General features: G+C 46.5%; 12 protein-coding genes. 10 read left to right on the top strand and 2 right to left on the bottom strand.

From position 1 onward, the window contains the following. Position 1 precedes the first annotated feature (1 nt). The 8 genes from ESB13_RS05900 to ESB13_RS05865 all read left to right on the top strand — a co-directional run bounded on the left by ESB13_RS05900 (position 2) and on the right by ESB13_RS05865 (position 11214). Entirely contained in the window at positions 2-979 is a 978-nt protein-coding gene (locus ESB13_RS05900; protein WP_129002085.1) for an AAA family ATPase, read from the top strand. Between the two features lie 3 nt (positions 980-982). Continuing rightward, positions 983-2323, top strand: coding sequence for a DUF58 domain-containing protein (locus ESB13_RS05895; protein ID WP_129002084.1), 1341 nt, complete (start codon positions 983-985; stop codon positions 2321-2323). A gap of 211 nt (positions 2324-2534) precedes the next feature. After that, positions 2535-3827, top strand: a complete 1293-nt coding sequence (locus ESB13_RS05890) for an NAD(P)/FAD-dependent oxidoreductase (RefSeq protein ID WP_164974108.1) — start codon at positions 2535-2537, stop codon at positions 3825-3827. Positions 3828-4147: 320 nt separating this feature from the next. Beyond that, positions 4148-5722 carry a hybrid sensor histidine kinase/response regulator gene (locus ESB13_RS05885; protein ID WP_129002083.1) on the top strand — a complete coding sequence of 525 codons (1575 nt, stop codon included), beginning with the start codon at positions 4148-4150 and terminating at the stop codon, positions 5720-5722. Positions 5723-5735: 13 nt separating this feature from the next. Further along, the gene (locus ESB13_RS05880) at positions 5736-9374 is read left to right on the top strand and encodes a hybrid sensor histidine kinase/response regulator (protein ID WP_246022448.1); all 3639 of its coding nucleotides are present in this window, start codon (positions 5736-5738) and stop codon (positions 9372-9374) included. A 59-nt stretch (positions 9375-9433) separates the two neighbouring features. Beyond that, positions 9434-9814, top strand: a complete 381-nt coding sequence (locus ESB13_RS05875; RefSeq protein WP_129002082.1) for a response regulator — start codon at positions 9434-9436, stop codon at positions 9812-9814. Next, entirely contained in the window at positions 9815-10642 is an 828-nt protein-coding gene (locus tag ESB13_RS05870; protein ID WP_246022446.1) for a CheR family methyltransferase, read from the top strand. Beyond that, complete coding sequence (locus ESB13_RS05865; protein ID WP_129002081.1) at positions 10624-11214, top strand: chemotaxis protein CheB; 591 nt, start codon at positions 10624-10626, stop codon at positions 11212-11214. Before ESB13_RS05870 ends, ESB13_RS05865 begins: the two co-directional genes overlap by 19 nt. Here ESB13_RS05865 and ESB13_RS05860 read toward each other — a convergent pair. Then, positions 11189-11404, bottom strand: a complete 216-nt coding sequence (locus ESB13_RS05860; RefSeq protein ID WP_129002080.1) for a hypothetical protein — start codon at positions 11402-11404, stop codon at positions 11189-11191. The genes ESB13_RS05865 and ESB13_RS05860 overlap by 26 nt on opposite strands. 306 nt (positions 11405-11710) lie before the next feature. Here ESB13_RS05860 and ESB13_RS05855 point away from each other — a divergent pair, with 306 nt between their 5' ends. Further along, the gene (locus ESB13_RS05855) at positions 11711-13369 is read left to right on the top strand and encodes a glycoside hydrolase family 28 protein (RefSeq protein ID WP_129002079.1); all 1659 of its coding nucleotides are present in this window, start codon (positions 11711-11713) and stop codon (positions 13367-13369) included. Positions 13370-13662: 293 nt separating this feature from the next. After that, positions 13663-14640, top strand: a complete 978-nt coding sequence (locus ESB13_RS05850; RefSeq protein ID WP_129002078.1) for a pectinesterase family protein — start codon at positions 13663-13665, stop codon at positions 14638-14640. A 162-nt stretch (positions 14641-14802) separates the two neighbouring features. Here the strand turns inward: ESB13_RS05850 and ESB13_RS05845 are convergent, their stop codons facing one another. Next, entirely contained in the window at positions 14803-17190 is a 2388-nt protein-coding gene (locus ESB13_RS05845; RefSeq protein WP_129002077.1) for a phosphoketolase family protein, read from the bottom strand. Positions 17191-17230 lie beyond the last annotated feature (40 nt).

The following is a 17230-nucleotide window of genomic DNA, read 5'->3' as shown; positions in this document are numbered from 1 at the left end:
TATGGAAGAAGATTTATTCAAACAAAGAGTAGACCTTGGCGAACTCAGTGAAGCGATCGTGCAACTGCAGGAAGAGATCAGAAAGGTTATAGTAGGACAGGAGCAGATGGTAAAATTGATCGTCACTGCTATCCTCTCCGATGGCCACGTACTTATCGAAGGGGTACCGGGTGTTGCTAAAACACTGGCGGCGAAACTGGTGGCCAAAAGTATGCAGGTGAACTTCAGCCGCATTCAGTTTACACCCGATCTTATGCCGAGCGACGTATTAGGTACAAGTATCTTCAACCCCGGCAGCAGCCGTTTCGAATTCAGGGAAGGCCCCATCTTCGGCAATGTTATCCTGATCGATGAAATCAACAGGGCCCCCGCTAAAACCCAGGCCGCCCTGTTCGAGGTGATGGAAGAAAAACAGGTGACAATGGACGGCACCACACATAAAATGAAACATCCTTTTATGGTGCTCGCCACCCAAAACCCCATAGAACAGGAAGGTACCTATCGGCTTCCCGAAGCACAGCTCGACCGTTTCCTGTTCAAAATAAAAGTGCCTTACCCTTCCGAAGCAGAAGAGGTCGCCATCCTGCAGCGTTTCCAGCAAATGGATAACCAGCAGAAAGTAATGTCGGTACAACCTGTGATCAGCGGCGATAAAATTGTACAACTGCAGCAGCTCACCAGGCAGATCATCGCAGAAGAAAAACTGCTCAGCTTTATTGCTAAGATCATTGTGGCTACACGTAACGACAGATCTGTTTACCTGGGAGCTTCTCCAAGAGCTTCGCAGGCATTGCTCAATGCTGCCCGCGCCACCGCCGCACTGGCAGGACGCGATTTCATAACGCCCGATGACATCATCTACGTTGCTGCGCCGGTATTACGCCATCGCCTCATCCTTACCCCCGAAAAAGAAATGGAAGGAGTGAACGAAGATGATGTCATCCAGAATATTGTACACGCTATAGAGGTGCCCAGGTAAAATATGAAGAAACTGCTTTATCAACTGTCGTTCTATTTCTCCCGGCTGTTTTATATAACGGCAGGCGTTATCGTGGGCTTGTTTGTACTCGCCTTCTTTTTCCCGCAACTGGAAATCATAGGCAAACTGGCGCTCTTATGCCTGGCGCTGATGGTATTGCTCGACTTTATCATCATCTACGCCAAAAGAACACCTGTATCGGTGCAAAGGCGCTGTGGCGACAGGTTCAGCAATGGCGACGATAATAAGGTTACACTGGAGGTCACTAATAAACTCCCTTACGGTGTGGCCCTGGTGCTTATCGATGAATTACCTTTTCAGTTTCAGAAACGTAACTGGCAGGTAGCGGTTTCTATTCCCGCCGGCAGCACTAAGCTGGTGCAGTACAACGTTAAACCTACCGAAAGAGGTGTGTATCAGTTTGGAATAACGAATGTATTGCAGCGCGGTGTGTTGGGCATGGTCATCCGGCACATCAAAAGCGGCACGGAAAAAGAAGTGACTACTTATCCCTCATTCATCCAGATGCGGCGTTATCAGTTGCTCGCAGCTACCAACCAGCTCATGGAAACTGGCTCACGCCGCCTGCGTAAAATAGGCAACAGCCTCGAATTCGAACAAATAAGGGAATATGTCCTCGGCGATGACTATCGTACCATCAACTGGAAAGCTACCGCCCGCAAAAACGCCATCATGGTCAACAGCTTTATGGATGAACGCAGCCAGCAGGTCATCTGCCTCATCGATAAAGGTCGCACCATGAAAATGCCCTTCGAAGGCATGTCGCTGCTAAACTATGCCATCAATGCAAGCCTCGTGCTTAGCAATATCGTATTGTCTAAACAGGACAAGGCCGGTATACTGGCCTTTGGAAAAAAGGTCGATCAGTACATCGCTCCGGATAAAAAAGCCACTCAATTAGGGCTGATCCTGGAAGGGCTCTACAGGCAGGAAACAGATTTTGCAGATAGTGATTTCGACAGCCTTTATGCAGCGGTCCGTTACAGGATAAAACAACGCAGCCTGCTTATCTTGTTTACAAATTTTGAAAGCACTTACGGGCTGGAACGCCAGTTGCCTTACCTGCAGAAATTGGCCAGTCACCACCCGCTGCTGGTCGTATTCTTCGAAAACACCGAGCTCGCAGATGTACTGCATAAAAAAGCGGCCAGCCTCGAAGAAATATATACCCAGACCATTGCCGCCAAATTCGCCTTCGAAAAGCGGCAAATGGTAAAAGAACTCCAAAAACACGGCATCATGGCCATGCTCACCCCCCCGCAAAAACTTACCGCCAACACCCTCAACAGGTATCTCGAACTAAAAGCCCGGCAGGTAGTATAGATAAGTGTACCTTGACCGCTCTTGCCTCGCACTTGCATCGCACTTGCATCGCACTTGCTCCCCCGGACTCCGCCCCAAAACTGCCATCTGCCATCCTCCGCCAGGTTGCAGCCACCTGCCGGCATTCCATTATTTCGATTTCGGTAATATTATATTGATCTTTCAGTAATTTTTGAAAATTAGACTAGCTTTGTATAAAAGGAAGTAGTCTATGAAAATGGTTATCATTGGCGGCGGGTTTGCCGGTTTAAAGCTGGCCCGCTCGCTAAACAACAGGCAAGATGTAGAAGTGCTCTTGATCGATAGGTTTAATTATCATCAGTTTCAGCCGTTATTTTACCAGGTGGCCACCGGCGGCCTCGATGCAAGTAATATTTCCTTCCCCCTGCGCAAGGTTTTCCAGGAAAGCAAAAATGTAAGGTTCCGGCTGGCCGAGGTACAAAAAATTGATACTGGCAGCCAGCAGGTGATCACCGATATCGGCAGCTTTAACTACGACGTCCTGGTGCTGGCAATGGGAGCGGGCACCAACTTCTTTGGAAACGCTGCCCTCGAAGCCAACGCCTACCCCATGAAGTCAACAACCGAAGCATTACAGCTGCGGCACCACCTCATCCAAAACCTCGAAGATGCACTGGCGCTGTCCAATTCAACCGATCTGCACCGTAAACTCAATATCGTGGTAGTGGGCGGCGGACCTACAGGCGTGGAAGTAAGCGGCGCACTCGCCGAAATGCGTAACAATATTCTGCCTAAAGATTATCCCGAACTCGATTTTAGCAACATGGATATCTACCTGCTGGAAGGCTCTCCAAACACGCTTGGTAATATGAGCGAAAAAAGCCGTTCGCAAAGCAAAAAATACCTCGAAAAGCTGATGGTAAAAGTGCGCACCAATACCGTAGTGCAAAATTACGACGGCAGCGATGTTACGCTTAACGACGGTACTACCATACCCGCTTCAACGGTGATATGGGCCGCAGGCATTAAAGGAAACGTGCCCGAAGGCATCGATCCAACCCTCATCGTAAGAGGAAACAGGATTAAGGTCGACCGCTTCAATAAGGTCCTTAACACGAATAACGTGTATGCCATAGGCGACATCTCCTACATGGAAACTCCTTTGTTCCCGCATGGTCATCCGCAGGTGGCCAACGTGGCCGTAAACCAGGGCAAAAACCTCGCGAAAAACCTGCTCGCACAACTGAAAGGAAGCACCGCGCCATGGACCCAATTTGAATACAAAGACAAAGGCAGTCTGGCTACAGTAGGACGTAACCTTGCTGTGGTAGATATTCCCAAACCTAAAATTCATTTCGGCGGTTTCTTTGCCTGGGTATTCTGGATGGTGCTCCACCTGCTGCTGATAGTAGGCGTGAAAAACAGGCTGCAGATCTTTGTGAACTGGATCTATAAATACTTTACCTACGATCAAAGCCTGCGCTTACTTTTCAAAGAGTTCGATCGGCACCCCATTCCTAAAAAAGCGGCTCCCCAATCTTAGGTATAACTGTGTATTTTTTTGCCCATATGCAATAGCAACGCATGTACGGGTGCTATGCAGGAAATGAAACCTGGTGTTTTATTTCGATTAATTAATTGATAACCAGTTAAACGAACAGTTTTTTGCGCTCTTATTGCATAACTGGCATAATTTTCTAATATATACAAACAGGACTGAACTAAGTTCCTTTGTAGACATAACCTGCTTTTCAACTCAGGGGAAGAGCTATACATGAGACAACGGATAAAGTTCGGACAGGAGGTGTGTCCCAAGTCGGGGTACACCTTTGTTTTAAAACAACCCGACATGCTTGAGCTATCATGATTTTGATCGTAGACGACCGGCAGGAAAATATTTATTCGCTGCAAAAAATCCTGGAGCTGAACGGCTTTGAGATAGATGCGGCTACTTCAGGAGAGGAAGCGCTGAAAAAGATTTTGAAAGTGCAATACGACCTGATCATCCTCGATGTGCAAATGCCGGGTATGGATGGTTTTGAGGTAGCTGAAACAATTAAAGGACACAGCAAGTCAAAAGACATTCCCATCATATTTCTTTCTGCCGTTAACATTGAAAAGAAATTCATTACAAAAGGATATACTTCCGGTGGCATCGATTACATCGCTAAACCTTTTGATCCCGATATCCTGCTCCTGAAAGTAAAAACTTTTCATAAACTAAGACGGCAAACCATAGAGCTCAACGAGACTCAGAAAACGCTAAGGGCAGAGATCGAATACCGTAAACAGGCCGAAAGTGATCTCTCCGAAAGTGTCGATGAATTACGTTCCATTCTGCAATCTATTCCCCAGATAGCCTTTACCGCTAACGCAGGTGGCGCCGTTGAATTCATTAACCAGCACTGGTACCGTTATAGCCGCAGTAAAGATGTATTGCCCAAAACATTACCAGGCAAAACTTCTGTGGCCGATTGCATACGTAAAGCCATTGGGTCAGGAAAACCGCTGGTAGAAGAAGTATGCATTCGCGACCTCGAATTTCATCTGTTCCGCTATCATACCCTCACCATGACTCCGGTGAAGAAAAACGACATCATCACCAAATGGGTGGGTATGTTCACCGACATTCATGAACAGAAAATGGCTAACCAGCTGCTCGAACAAAGAGTGGCAGAACGTACGCTGCAGCTGCAAAGCAGCAACGCCGAACTAGAAGCCAGTAACCACGAATTACAACAGTTTGCCTACATAGCATCGCACGACCTCAAAGAGCCGCTGCGGAAAATTCATTTCTTCAGCGATCTTATCAAAAGCCGTTACCTCAATGGTAACGAAGATGCCGTAGCCAACATGGATAAAATTATCCGCTCTTCCGACAGGATGCGTAACCTTATCATGGATATCCTCGATTATTCTAAACTGTCTATTCCCGAATCATTTGAACGCGTCGACTTAAATGCCGTGATCAATGATATCCTGGTAGATATGGACCTGCTGATCATCGAAAAAAAGGCCATTATAGATGTCTGCACCATTCCTCAGCTGGAAGTGAATGCTTCTCAGATCAGGCAGGTGTTTCAGAACATCTTAAGCAACGCGCTCAAGTTTACACGCACAGGCACACAGCCCGTCATTAGCATAAAAGCAAGCCTGGTCGCCGATAAGCAACTCGATAGCCCCGAAACGCCGGACGGACCTTTTTGCAGAATTGAAATAGCTGATAATGGTATCGGTTTTAATGAAAAGTATCTCGACAAGATCTTCGTGATCTTCCAGCGGCTTAACTCCCGTGAAGAGTACGAAGGAACAGGCATAGGCCTCGCCATAGTGAAGAAAATTGTAGACACGCATAAAGGATTGCTGACTGCCAGAAGTGTGGAAGGAGAAGGCAGTACTTTCGTCATCATCTTACCAGTACATCAAAACAACTCATAGCTGCAACTCAATAATGGAAAAGAAATCGAAATTAATGACCATCGGATTCAAAAGGAACCTGCTTGCAGGTTTTGGCGTATCGCTGTTATTGCTGATCGTTAGCTCTGTCGCCTCTTACAACAGTATTGTGAACCTCATCGACAGTACAAAATGGGTAACGCACACATACAATGTGATCGACGGCTTAAACTCCTGCATGTCGTATCTCAAAGATGCAGAAACCAGCCAGCGCGGCTTTCTGCTTACAGGAAGAGAAGATTTCCTGAAGCCATACCAGGGCGCTTACGATAGCGTTCTCGCACGCATTAATGATGTGTCTGTACTTACCGCCGACAGCGAGGCCCAACAGGCAAATGTCAACAAATTAAAGGAACTGGTAACAGGCCGTTTTAACCAGCTTTCTATCCTTATCGATAAAAAAAGAAATGACGAAGCAATAGTGCTCGCCGACCTCGAAAAGGGAAAGTCTTTTATGGACGATACCCGTGCACTGGTACGCAAAATGAGAAAACAGGAAGAAGCCTTGCTGGCCGAGCGTACCGATAAGCTCAACCAGCTTGTTGGATTTACGCCGCTGATCATTCTCGTAGCAACTATCCTTGCATTTGTGATCACGCTTTATTCACTCATAAGGGTGAACAGTGACTTTAATAAACGCGCAGCCATGCAGCGCGCACTGGAACAAAAGGATGAAGAGATCACACATCGTATTAATATCATCAGGGATATCGCCGATAAGATCTCGGCGGGCGACTATGAAACCCGCATAACAGATAGCGGTAAAGACGACCTGGGCGATCTTTCTTTTTCACTGAATACAATGGCTGAATCGCTTCAATACTCTTTTAACCTGCTATCGGATAAAGAATGGCTGCAGGCCGGTGTTGCCAAACTCAATGAAAAAGTGATCGGTGAATACGATATCAATGTGTTAACGCAAAGCATCATAGAATTTGTAGCCCTGTATACCGATAGTCACGTGGGTGCCTTCTATTTAAGGGAAAACAACGATGTGTTGCAGTTGGCCAATGGTTATGCTTTCGCAGGACAAAAACACAGAACTACATTACATATTGGCGAAGGACTGGCAGGTGAATGCGCCAGGGCTGGAAAAGAATTATTGCTCACAGATGTGCCCGCTGATCAGGTGATGATCAGCTTTGCAACCGGTGATATCAAACCCGTTAATATCATTGCATTCCCATTACTGTATGAACGCAGGGTGGTGGGGGTCATTGAACTGGCATCCCTCGTGCCCTATACAGCCCGGTCGCTTTCATTCATAGAAGCCGCTTCTCATGTAATAGGTGTGGCGCTGAATGGCGTTGAGAACAGGAAAAAATTGCAGGAACTGCTCGAAGAAACCCAGGCGCAGGCCGAAGAACTGCAGGCCCAGCACAGCGAGCTCGAAGCCATCAACGAAGAAATGGAGGTGCAAACCCAGAAACTCCAGGCTTCAGAAGAAGAATTGAAAGTTCAGCAGGAAGAATTGAAAGAATCAAATGCCGAACTGGAAGAAAGAACCAGGCTGCTCGAAGAAAAGAACCAGCTGATCTTCGAACGTAATGTCGAGATCCAGCGCAAGGCAGAACAACTTGCACTAAGCACAAAATATAAGTCCGAGTTCCTGGCCAATATGTCGCACGAGCTGCGCACGCCATTGAACTCTATCCTGCTGCTTTCACGCCTCATGGCCGAAAACAACGAGCATAACCTCAATTCCGACCAGGTAGAATACGCCAATGTGATCCTTAGTTCAGGACAGGGACTGCTGGCGCTGATCGATGAGATCCTCGATCTGTCCAAGATCGAATCCGGTAAAATGGAACTGGATTATTCCAACGTGCTCCTGGGCGAAATTACAAACGACATGAATGCCTTGTTTGTTCCTATGGCTAAACAAAAAGGCATCAGCTTCGATGTCTCGGTAGCTCCCGATGCACCGGGCATGATAGAAACAGATAAAATGAGGCTCGAGCAGATCTTGAAGAACCTGCTGTCCAACGCACTGAAATTTACTTCGCAGGGATCGGTTTCATTACGTTTCCAGCCCTCAGATCGCAGGGATATATTAGCCATCACCGTTCGTGATACCGGAATAGGCATTTCAAAAGAAAAGCAACAGCTGATCTTTGAAGCCTTTCAGCAGGCCGACGGTTCTACCCGCCGGAAATACGGTGGTACAGGACTCGGATTATCTATCAGCCGCGAACTGGTGAAATTACTGGGCGGCAGCATTGAGCTGCAGAGCGAGGTGAACGAGGGTAGCGTCTTCACGGTATATGTACCCGTATCAAAAGCGGCAGCAGCATTGCAGACGCCAAAAGAACCCGCTAAACCCGTTATCTCCACTACCGAGGAATTGGTGGAACAGGAATTGAAAGCGGTTGAATTCCCCGCAGCAGCCGAACGTTATATTGCCGACATCATTCCCGAAAATGTCCCCGATGACCGCAAAGTGATCACGCCTGCCGATAACACCATCCTGATCGTGGAAGACGACGTGAACTTTGCAAAATCATTACTGGAATACACGCGTAAAAAAGGATACAAAGGCATCGTATCTGTAAGGGGCGATGAAGCTGTGCCGTTAGCGATGCAATACCAGCCTGCTGGTATTCTGCTCGATATTCAGCTGCCTGTTAAAGATGGCTGGGAAGTAATGGAAATGCTGAAGAGCAACCAGCAAACAAGGCATATCCCGGTACATATTATGTCGTCATACGAATTCAAATATCAGAGCATTTCCAAAGGTGCCGTTGACTTCATCAACAAACCGGTGGCATTTGAACAAATGCACGAGATCTTTGAAAAGATCGAACATGTGCTGAATTCCAACCCGCGTAAAGTGTTGATAGTAGAGGAAAACCCCAAACATGCAAAAGCATTGGCCTACTTCCTCGAAACCTTTAAGGTAAGCGCCGAAATAAAAGACAACGTGGGCGACAGTGTGGAAGCGCTGAGCAAACAGGAAGTGAATTGCGTGATCCTCGATATGGGAATACCCGATCAAAGCGCATACGATACGCTGGAACAGGTGAAGAAGTCTCCGGGACTGGAGAACCTGCCTATTATCATCTTTACAGGTAAAAGCCTCTCAAAAGCCGAAGAACTGCGTATTAAGAAGTATGCCGATTCTATCGTAATTAAAACAGCGCATTCCTACCAGCGTATACTCGATGAGGTATCGTTATTCCTCCACCTGGTTGAAGAGAAAAAGGAAAGCGAAGAACCCGTAAAACCTTATAAAAGCCTCGGTTTGCTGCAGGATGTGCTGAAAGATAAAAAAGTGCTGATCGCCGATGACGATGTAAGGAACATTTACTCGCTCAGCAAATCACTGGAAAGTTTGAACATGACCGTTGTGTCGGCTATGGATGGTAAGGAAGCACTGAAACAGCTTGAAGTGCATCCCGATATCGACGTAGTACTGATGGATATGATGATGCCCGAAATGGATGGCTACGAAAGTATCCGTCATATAAGGGCCTTGGATAAGTTCAAACGTTTACCCATTATTGCCGTTACGGCTAAAGCAATGACGGGCGACAGGGCAAAATGTATCAGCGCAGGCGCCTCGGATTATATCACCAAACCCGTGGATATCGATCAGTTACTGTCTTTACTGCGGGTATGGCTTTACGAAAGATAGATTTGCTTTAATAGTACAATGTCGTTATTTATTGAAGAACGTTTAATGAAACTATGGATATGGCTTCCGGACAAAAAATATTGATCATTGATGACGATGCACGCAACATTTTCGCGTTAACAGCCGTCTTGCGCTCAAAAGGATTTACCTGCATTACGGCAACGGAAGTAGGAGAGGCATTACATATGCTGGAAAAGCAACATGATATCAACGCTGTGCTGCTGGACATGATGATGCCCGATATCGACGGCTACGAAGCGATTCCCAGAATTAAACAGCTGGAAACCAGCGCAGAATTACCCGTTATCGCCGTTACAGCCCAGGCAATGAACGGCGACAGGGAAAGATGTCTTGCAGCAGGAGCCGATGGATATGTATCCAAACCTGTTGATATAGACCTGCTGGTAAATCTGATGAATGAACTGATAAAAAAAAACTAATTGGATTCACAACAACTGATAAGTGACAGGGATATTGAAATGCTGCTGAACGATGTCATAAACCTCTATGGTTACGACTTTACAGAGTATTCCAAAGCTTCTTTGCGGAGAAGGATTCAACGGTTGTTTTCCATTGATAAGTTTCCGGCATTTGCCGAATTCAGGTATCGCATCAAAAATGATCCGGAATACTTCAGTCGTTTTGTCGAAGAGATCACAGTGAACGTAACCGAAATGTTTCGCGACCCCTCTTTTTACCAGGCGTTGAGGGAAGAAGTGTTACCGGTGCTCGCCACGCATCCGTTCATCCGTATCTGGCATGCAGGTTGCTCTACTGGTGAGGAAGTGTATTCAATGGCTATTCTACTGCACGAGGCCAACCTGTTGCACAAATCATTGTTGTATGCAACAGATATTAATCCTACGGTGCTGGAAAAACTAAGATCGGGTATTTTCCCGCTGAGCCAGATGAAGCAATATTCAGAGAATTATATCCTGTCGGGAGGTAAAGACGAGTTTTCACGCTACTATACCGCTAAATATGACAGGGCTAAGTTCGATGAAAACTTAAGCAAAGGAATGATCGTTTCCACCCATAACCTGGTTTCCGATCGCTCTTTTAATGCGTTTCAGCTTATTGTTTGCAGGAATGTACTCATCTATTTCGATAAAGGCTTAAAGGATAAAGCGCTGAGCTTATTCGACGAAAGCCTTGAAAAACTCGGATTTCTCGCATTGGGGTCAAAAGAGAACATAAAATTTTCACCCATCGCTCATAAATACAGGCAATTGCCCGACAGGCAAAAAATATGGCGCAAAATAGAATAATACCAGCAGCAGCATTGATTGCTATAGGCGGTTCCGCCGGTAGTCTCGACGTATTGCTCAAAACCTTGCCCTTTCTCGAACCTTCACACAATAAAGCTATCCTCATCATTCTGCATCGCAAACCTACCGACGATGAAGTGTTGGTTGAATTACTCGCTTTCAAATCGGCATGGCCCGTAAAGGAAGCCGAAGAAGGAGAGCCCATCTTACCAGGTCATGTATATGTGGCTCCGCCCGATTATCACTTGCTGATAGAATCCAACCGTAGCTTTTCTCTCGATGCTTCGGAAAAGATCAATTATAGCAGGCCCAGCATCGATGTCAGCTTTGAATCGGCGGCAGAAGTATATGGCCCCACGCTTGTGGCGCTTATTCTTTCCGGCGCAAATACCGATGGTACCGCTGGTATGAAAATAGTTAAAAAAAGAGGCGGCACCTGTGCCGCCCAGTCTCCCGCATCTGCGACTACACCTTATATGCCGCAACATGCAATAAAATCAGTTCAAATGGAACGGGTATTGCAACCCGATGAAATACCGGCTTATATTAACCAGCTTTTTTCTGGTTTGTAAATACCAGTACCACGCCTACTCCGGCTATGATAGCCCCCGCATACGTAGGCCAGCCTATCCACTTGTTTTCCTTCTTATTTACTTCCAGGGGGCCAAGATCCACTACTTTCTTTTCAGTGGTAACAGAAAAACCTCTTACCAGGATCATGGCAATTCCAATGATAATGAGTACAAGCCCGAATGTTTTCATGCCGCTTAGTTTATTTATTTTTCATTCAATCTACATGCCATTAATTGAAGGTCGAGTGAGATATAGTAATAAAAAGCTTATTTGCGGGCTGCGTCGCCTTACCTCATATTAATCCCTGGGCTTACCCCAATCAACCTTTCAGCACCTGTTTCAACATCGGGCGGCAATTACATTCCGGTAACCTGATTTTTATCAGTTCCTACATCTTCTTGGTAACGATTGCGTAATAATTTATGTGTTTATTGGGAAACTAACTGGCGTATACTGCCTACATTGCCACATTGAAGTATGCATAAATTGCTTGTTATGAGTTTACTACGATGTTTTAGCACGCTGCTTTTAGGTGCAGGTCTTTTGTCTCAGGCAAATGCCCAGTCAACAAAGGCAAAAGAATACTCCTGGAAAAACCTGCCCGTTGCCAAACTGCCGGTTTTTAAGAAGGATACAGTGAATATCCGCTCTTTTGGCGCAGTGAACGATGGCTTTACATTGAATACAGCAAGTATCAACAATGCCATTGCAGCCTGCAGTAAAAAAGGGGGCGGTGTAGTGCTCATTCCCCAGGGATTATGGCTTACTGGCCCCATTGTGATGCAAAACAACGTGAACCTGCATGTAAGCCGCCCCGCAGTGTTACAGTTTACAGCCGATTTCAACCAGTATCCGCTTGTCGAAGGCAACTACGAAGGGGTAAAAAGCGCCCGCAACCAATCTCCCATATCAGGAGCCAACCTGGTGAATATAGCAATTACCGGCAGCGGTATCATCGACGGTAACGGCGGTGTATGGCATCTCGGCTACCGCGACAGGTACACCGAATCTCAATGGAAAAAGAAAACAGCAGCGGGTGGTATCATGCGTGACGATGGTAAAGTGTGGTATCCTACCGAAAAATCAAAAAAAGGTGCGGAAACAAAAAATAACGGCATCCTCACAGAAGGCAAAACGCTGAAAGACTTTGAAGATGTTAAAGACTTTCTGCGCCCTAATATGGTGGTCTTTACCAGCTGTAAAAAAATATTACTCGAAGGTGTTACTTTCCAGAACTCTCCCGCATGGTGTTTACACCCGTTAATGTGTGAAGACCTCACGCTCCGCAACGTATTTGTGAAAAACCCCGAAACAGCACCCAATGGCGATGGTCTTGACCTGGAATCATGTAAGAACGTGCTGGTAGAAGGTTCTACTTTTGATGTAGGCGACGACGGCATCTGTATTAAATCAGGTCGCGATGAAGAAGGCCGTAAAAGAGGAATGCCTACAGAAAACGTGGTGATCCGCAACAACGTTGTTTATCACGCACACGGTGGCGTGGTGGTTGGTAGCGAAATGAGCGGTGGCGCCCGTAACATCTTTGTCTATGATTGCTCTTTCATAGGCTCCGATATAGGCCTGCGCTTTAAAACAGTTCGTGGCCGCGGCGGTGTTGTTGAAAAGATCTATGCAAAGAATATCAGCATGCGCAACATCGTTGGCGAGGCCATCCTGTTCGATATGTATTACTTTGTAAAAGCTCCTGTAGGTGTAAACGCCGACGCTGTCCCTCCTGTAACAGAAGCTACTCCTCAGTTCCGTGACTTCTATTTCAGTGATATCGTTTGTAACGGCGCTTCCAAAGGCATTTTTGTAAGAGGTATTCCCGAAATGCACGTGAAAAATGTGAACCTCGAAAACATGACCTTACAGGTCGATAAAGGTATTGAGATCATTGAAGCTTCCAATATCAAGCTTAAGAATATCAATATCATCTCTAAGCTGAACAACCCGGTCGTATATGTTCAGAACAGCAAAGATGTAGTGTTCAACGGCGTGCAGTTACCCAAAGATGCAAAACAGCTTTTCAAAATAAGCGGTGGTAATACAACCGGCATACAAATATTGGGTGCAAAAGATGTAGACCAACAGAAAGATCTCAGCTTTACAGACGGCGCTATCCCGGCAGCCGTTTCTAAATTCTCGAAATAAGCCGGCGGTCACACACACACACACTATTGCTGAAATACAACTGCATTACATAACAAAATAACAGTAGAAAGACAGCAGTAAAATAGCGGCAGTAAAGCAGCAGTAAAATAGCGATAGAAAAAGCAGCGGTAAAATAGCGATAGAAAAGCAGCGGTAAAATGACGATAGTAAAAAGCAACAGTAAAAATGCTGTGGCGGAATAAGCATAAAAATATCGGGCGAATATAATTGCATTATTGAGCGCAGTGGTATTCGCCGGATGCATATCGGATCATTCGTTTTAAACTGGCAGTATGAATAAAATACTCTTGCTTTGGAGCTTTCTTTTACTCACTACGGGGGTAATGGCGCAGCCCAAAGTGTTCCCCAACAGGTTTACAGTTGCCCAGGATGGCAGCGGCGACTTCAAAACGATACAGGAGGCCGTAAATGCCGTACGCGACCTGTCGCAACAGCAGGTAACTATCCTTATCAAAAAAGGCGTGTACCGCGAAAAGCTGGTCATCCCTTCCTGGAAATCAAGGATCTCATTGGTGGGAGAAAATAAGGATAGCACCATCATCACCAATAGCGATTACTCCGGTAAAGCAGCCACAATGCCGGATGCCTATGGCAAAATGCAGTTCAGCACTTACACATCCTACACGGTTTTGATCCAGGGGAACGATTGTACCGCCGAAAACCTGACAATAGAAAACGCAGCAGGCAGGGTAGGGCAGGCAGTAGCGCTACATGTTGAAGGCGACCGCTGCGTCATTAAAAACTGCAGACTGCTCGGTAACCAGGATACTTTATATGCTGCCACTGAAAATAGCAGGCAGTTATATATCGACTGCTTTATACAAGGCACTACCGATTTCATTTTCGGAGAAGCAACAGCCGTGTTTCAGAACTGTACAATAAAGGATCTTTCTGATTCCTATATCACTGCTGCCGCTACCACACAAAGGCAGACCTATGGTTTTGTGTTTATAGGTTGCAGGCTGCAGGCCGACTCTACGGTTAAAAAGGTCTTCCTGGGACGCCCCTGGCGGCCCAATGCGAAAACAGTTTTTATAAACACTGAAATGGGCAGCCACATCCTGCCCGAAGGCTGGGATAACTGGCGTAACCCTGAAAACGAAAAAACAGTGTTGTATGCAGAATACAATAGCACAGGCGCAGGAGCCGGTACAACTAAAAGAGTACCCTGGTCCAAACAGCTATCAGCCAAGGTTATAAAAAACTATACGCTGAAAAACATACTGGGCGACTGGGCTGCTGCATTCTAACCATAGAAAGCATACAGGCTATCAGCGACATAACCCTTTCAGCATTTGGCTCATTGTAAAAATGTTGTAAGCAGTAAGTCAGCCGGATAAGCAATATAAGTTAAACAAGCCTGCAACAAACTCTATGTTGCAGGCTTGTAGTTTTAAGTACACTTATTGATCTCAGCTCCAATGCCAGTTTGCAATTTCCGGCATATCATCCATATGTTCTTTTATATAGGAAGTATGCTCCTGCAGCTTGCGCTCAAATAAGGCAATAGCATTATTGGCTTCTGTCGTATCATTCAGAACAGATTCCCTGATGGCTTTAATGGCAAGGTGGTAACGACTCATGCTGTTAAGGACAACCATATCGAAAGGTGTAGTAGTGGTTCCTTCTTCTGCATATCCTCTTACATGGAACCGGCTGGTGGAAGGCCTTCCGTGTACAAGATCATGGATCACGCGCGGATAGCCGTGAAAAGCGAACACTACAGGCTGCTCTTCCGTAAAAACACGCGCAAAAGCATCTTCCTCAAGCGCATGCGGATGTGTTATGGCTAGCGACATTAGGTCAACCACGTTTACCACTCTTACAGCAAGCGCCGGCAGATGTTTACGTAAAAGCCAGGCTGCCGCTATTGTTTCCAGTGTAGGTACATCACCGGCACAGGTCAGTACTACATGAGGCAGAGAGACTGCCTGGTTATTTTCAATACCTTCCTCATTTTGTTTTTCATTACCAGCCCATTCCCATATCGAAGCACCCTGTTCGCAATGCCTGGCAGCATCTTCTACGGTAAGCCATTGCAGGGAAGGCTGCTTGCCGGCTATAATAACGTTAATATAGTTGGTAGTTTGCAGGCAATGATGGGTCACCGCCAGTAAAGAATTGGCATCCGGTGGAAGATAAATGCGGATAATATGATTCTTCTTGCTGATCACCGCATCAATAAAACCAGGCCCCTGGTGGCTGTAGCCATTATGATCCTGCCGCCACGCATGTGAGGTCAGCAGATAATTCAACGAAGGAATGGGCCGGCGCCAACTTACTTCATGGCATAACTTCAGCCATTTGGCATACTGCGTCATCATTGAATCAATGATGGTAATGAATGCTTCGTAACAGGCAAAGAGGCCATGTCTGCCGGTAAGCAAATATCCCTCGTACCATCCCTGGCAAAGATGCTCACTTAATACTTCCATGACACGCCCGGTAGCGCTTACTTTATCGTCTCCTTTATCGAGAGGACCGGTAAAACACCGCTCTGTAGCTTCAAATACAGCGTTGAGTTTATTGGAGCTGGTTTCGTCGGGGCAGAACAGGCGGAAGTTTTGTGCCGGATCATTAAAACGGAACACGTCTGCAAGGTATTTGCCAGTCTCCTTTGTGGCGCCTGCTTTGGTAATACCTGGCTTATCTATCTCAACAGCATAGTCACTGTACTCGGGTAACTGTAAAGGTTTTGTCAATATGCCTCCATTAGCGGCGGGATGCATCCCCATCTTTAATTCAGACGGCGGTACAAGCGACTGTATTAATGGCTGCAAGTGACCTGTATCAGTAAAAAGCGACGCAGGATCATAACTCCGCAGCCACGATTCCAGCAGCTTCAGTTGTTCTTCGTTCTCTCCGGCATCGGGTATAGGAACCTGGTGCGAGCGGAAACTGCCCTCAAGCTGTTTGCCTTCCAGCATTTCAGGACAGGTCCAGCCCTTTGGCGTGCGCAGTACGATCATTGGCCAGGCCATTTGAGGTCTGGATAAGCCTTCCTGTCTTATCTGTTGCTGAATATGTTTTATGTCTCTGTAAGCCTGGTCAAGCGCTGTGGCCAGTATCTCATGAACTTCCACCGCATCGTCGCCCGTAACAAAATAAGGCTGATAACCCAACCCGCTGAAAAGCGAAGTGATTTCAGCATCGCTCATCCGTGCCAATATGGTAAGACTGGAGATCTTATAACCATTGATATGTAAAATGGGCAGTACCGCGCCATCGCGCGCGGGATTTAAAAAATGGATCGATTGCCAGCTGGCAGCCAATGCGCCGGTTTCCGCCTCCCCGTCACCAATAACACAAGCTGCAATCACATCAGGATTGTCGAATACAGCCCCAAAAGCATGTACCAGCGAATACCCCAGTTCGCCGCCTTCATGAATGGAGCCTGGGGTAAGGGCAGTAACATGACTTGGCATACCATAAGGAGTGGAGAACTGTCTGAAAAGCAGGTTCATTCCGGCCTCATCCTGTGTTACCTGGGGATAGAAGGCTGAATAAGAGCCTTCCAGGTAAAGCTGGGAAAGTACAGCAGGCGCCCCGTGGCCAGGACCTGCCACAAACAGTACGGAGGCCTTGTTCTTAATGATAAGCCTGTTGAGGTGGGTATAAACAAGGTTTAATCCCGGACAGGTTCCCCAATGTCCTAATAGCCTGGGCTTGATATGAGCTGATTTCAGCGGCTCCTTCAATAAAGCATTGGTGTGTAAGTATATCTGGCCCGCAGAAAGGTAATTGGCAGCCCGCCAGTAAGCATGTAACTGCTCTGATTCGTTCGGTGAAAGTGTATACATAGGTTCTTTTTTTATTGGTAAAAACAAAGCAGGTAAGCTA

The organism is Filimonas effusa (assembly GCF_004118675.1).
Lineage (GTDB): Bacteria > Bacteroidota > Bacteroidia > Chitinophagales > Chitinophagaceae > Filimonas > Filimonas effusa.
This window is presented reverse-complemented; position numbering and strand designations above follow the sequence as displayed.

Bases quoted from the DNA above. Each gene is read 5' to 3' on its own strand.
- ESB13_RS05900 (WP_129002085.1), top strand. From the start codon at position 2: ATGGAAGAAGATTTATTCAAACAAAGAGTAGACCTTGGCGAACTCAGT.
- ESB13_RS05895 (WP_129002084.1), top strand. From the start codon at position 983: ATGAAGAAACTGCTTTATCAACTGTCGTTCTATTTCTCCCGGCTGTTT.
- ESB13_RS05890 (WP_164974108.1), top strand. From the start codon at position 2,535: ATGAAAATGGTTATCATTGGCGGCGGGTTTGCCGGTTTAAAGCTGGCC.
- ESB13_RS05885 (WP_129002083.1), top strand. From the start codon at position 4,148: ATGATTTTGATCGTAGACGACCGGCAGGAAAATATTTATTCGCTGCAA.
- ESB13_RS05880 (WP_246022448.1), top strand. From the start codon at position 5,736: ATGGAAAAGAAATCGAAATTAATGACCATCGGATTCAAAAGGAACCTG.
- ESB13_RS05875 (WP_129002082.1), top strand. From the start codon at position 9,434: ATGGCTTCCGGACAAAAAATATTGATCATTGATGACGATGCACGCAAC.
- ESB13_RS05865 (WP_129002081.1), top strand. From the start codon at position 10,624: ATGGCGCAAAATAGAATAATACCAGCAGCAGCATTGATTGCTATAGGC.
- ESB13_RS05860 (WP_129002080.1), bottom strand. From the start codon at position 11,404: ATGAAAACATTCGGGCTTGTACTCATTATCATTGGAATTGCCATGATC.
- ESB13_RS05855 (WP_129002079.1), top strand. From the start codon at position 11,711: ATGAGTTTACTACGATGTTTTAGCACGCTGCTTTTAGGTGCAGGTCTT.
- ESB13_RS05850 (WP_129002078.1), top strand. From the start codon at position 13,663: ATGAATAAAATACTCTTGCTTTGGAGCTTTCTTTTACTCACTACGGGG.
- ESB13_RS05845 (WP_129002077.1), bottom strand. From the start codon at position 17,190: ATGTATACACTTTCACCGAACGAATCAGAGCAGTTACATGCTTACTGG.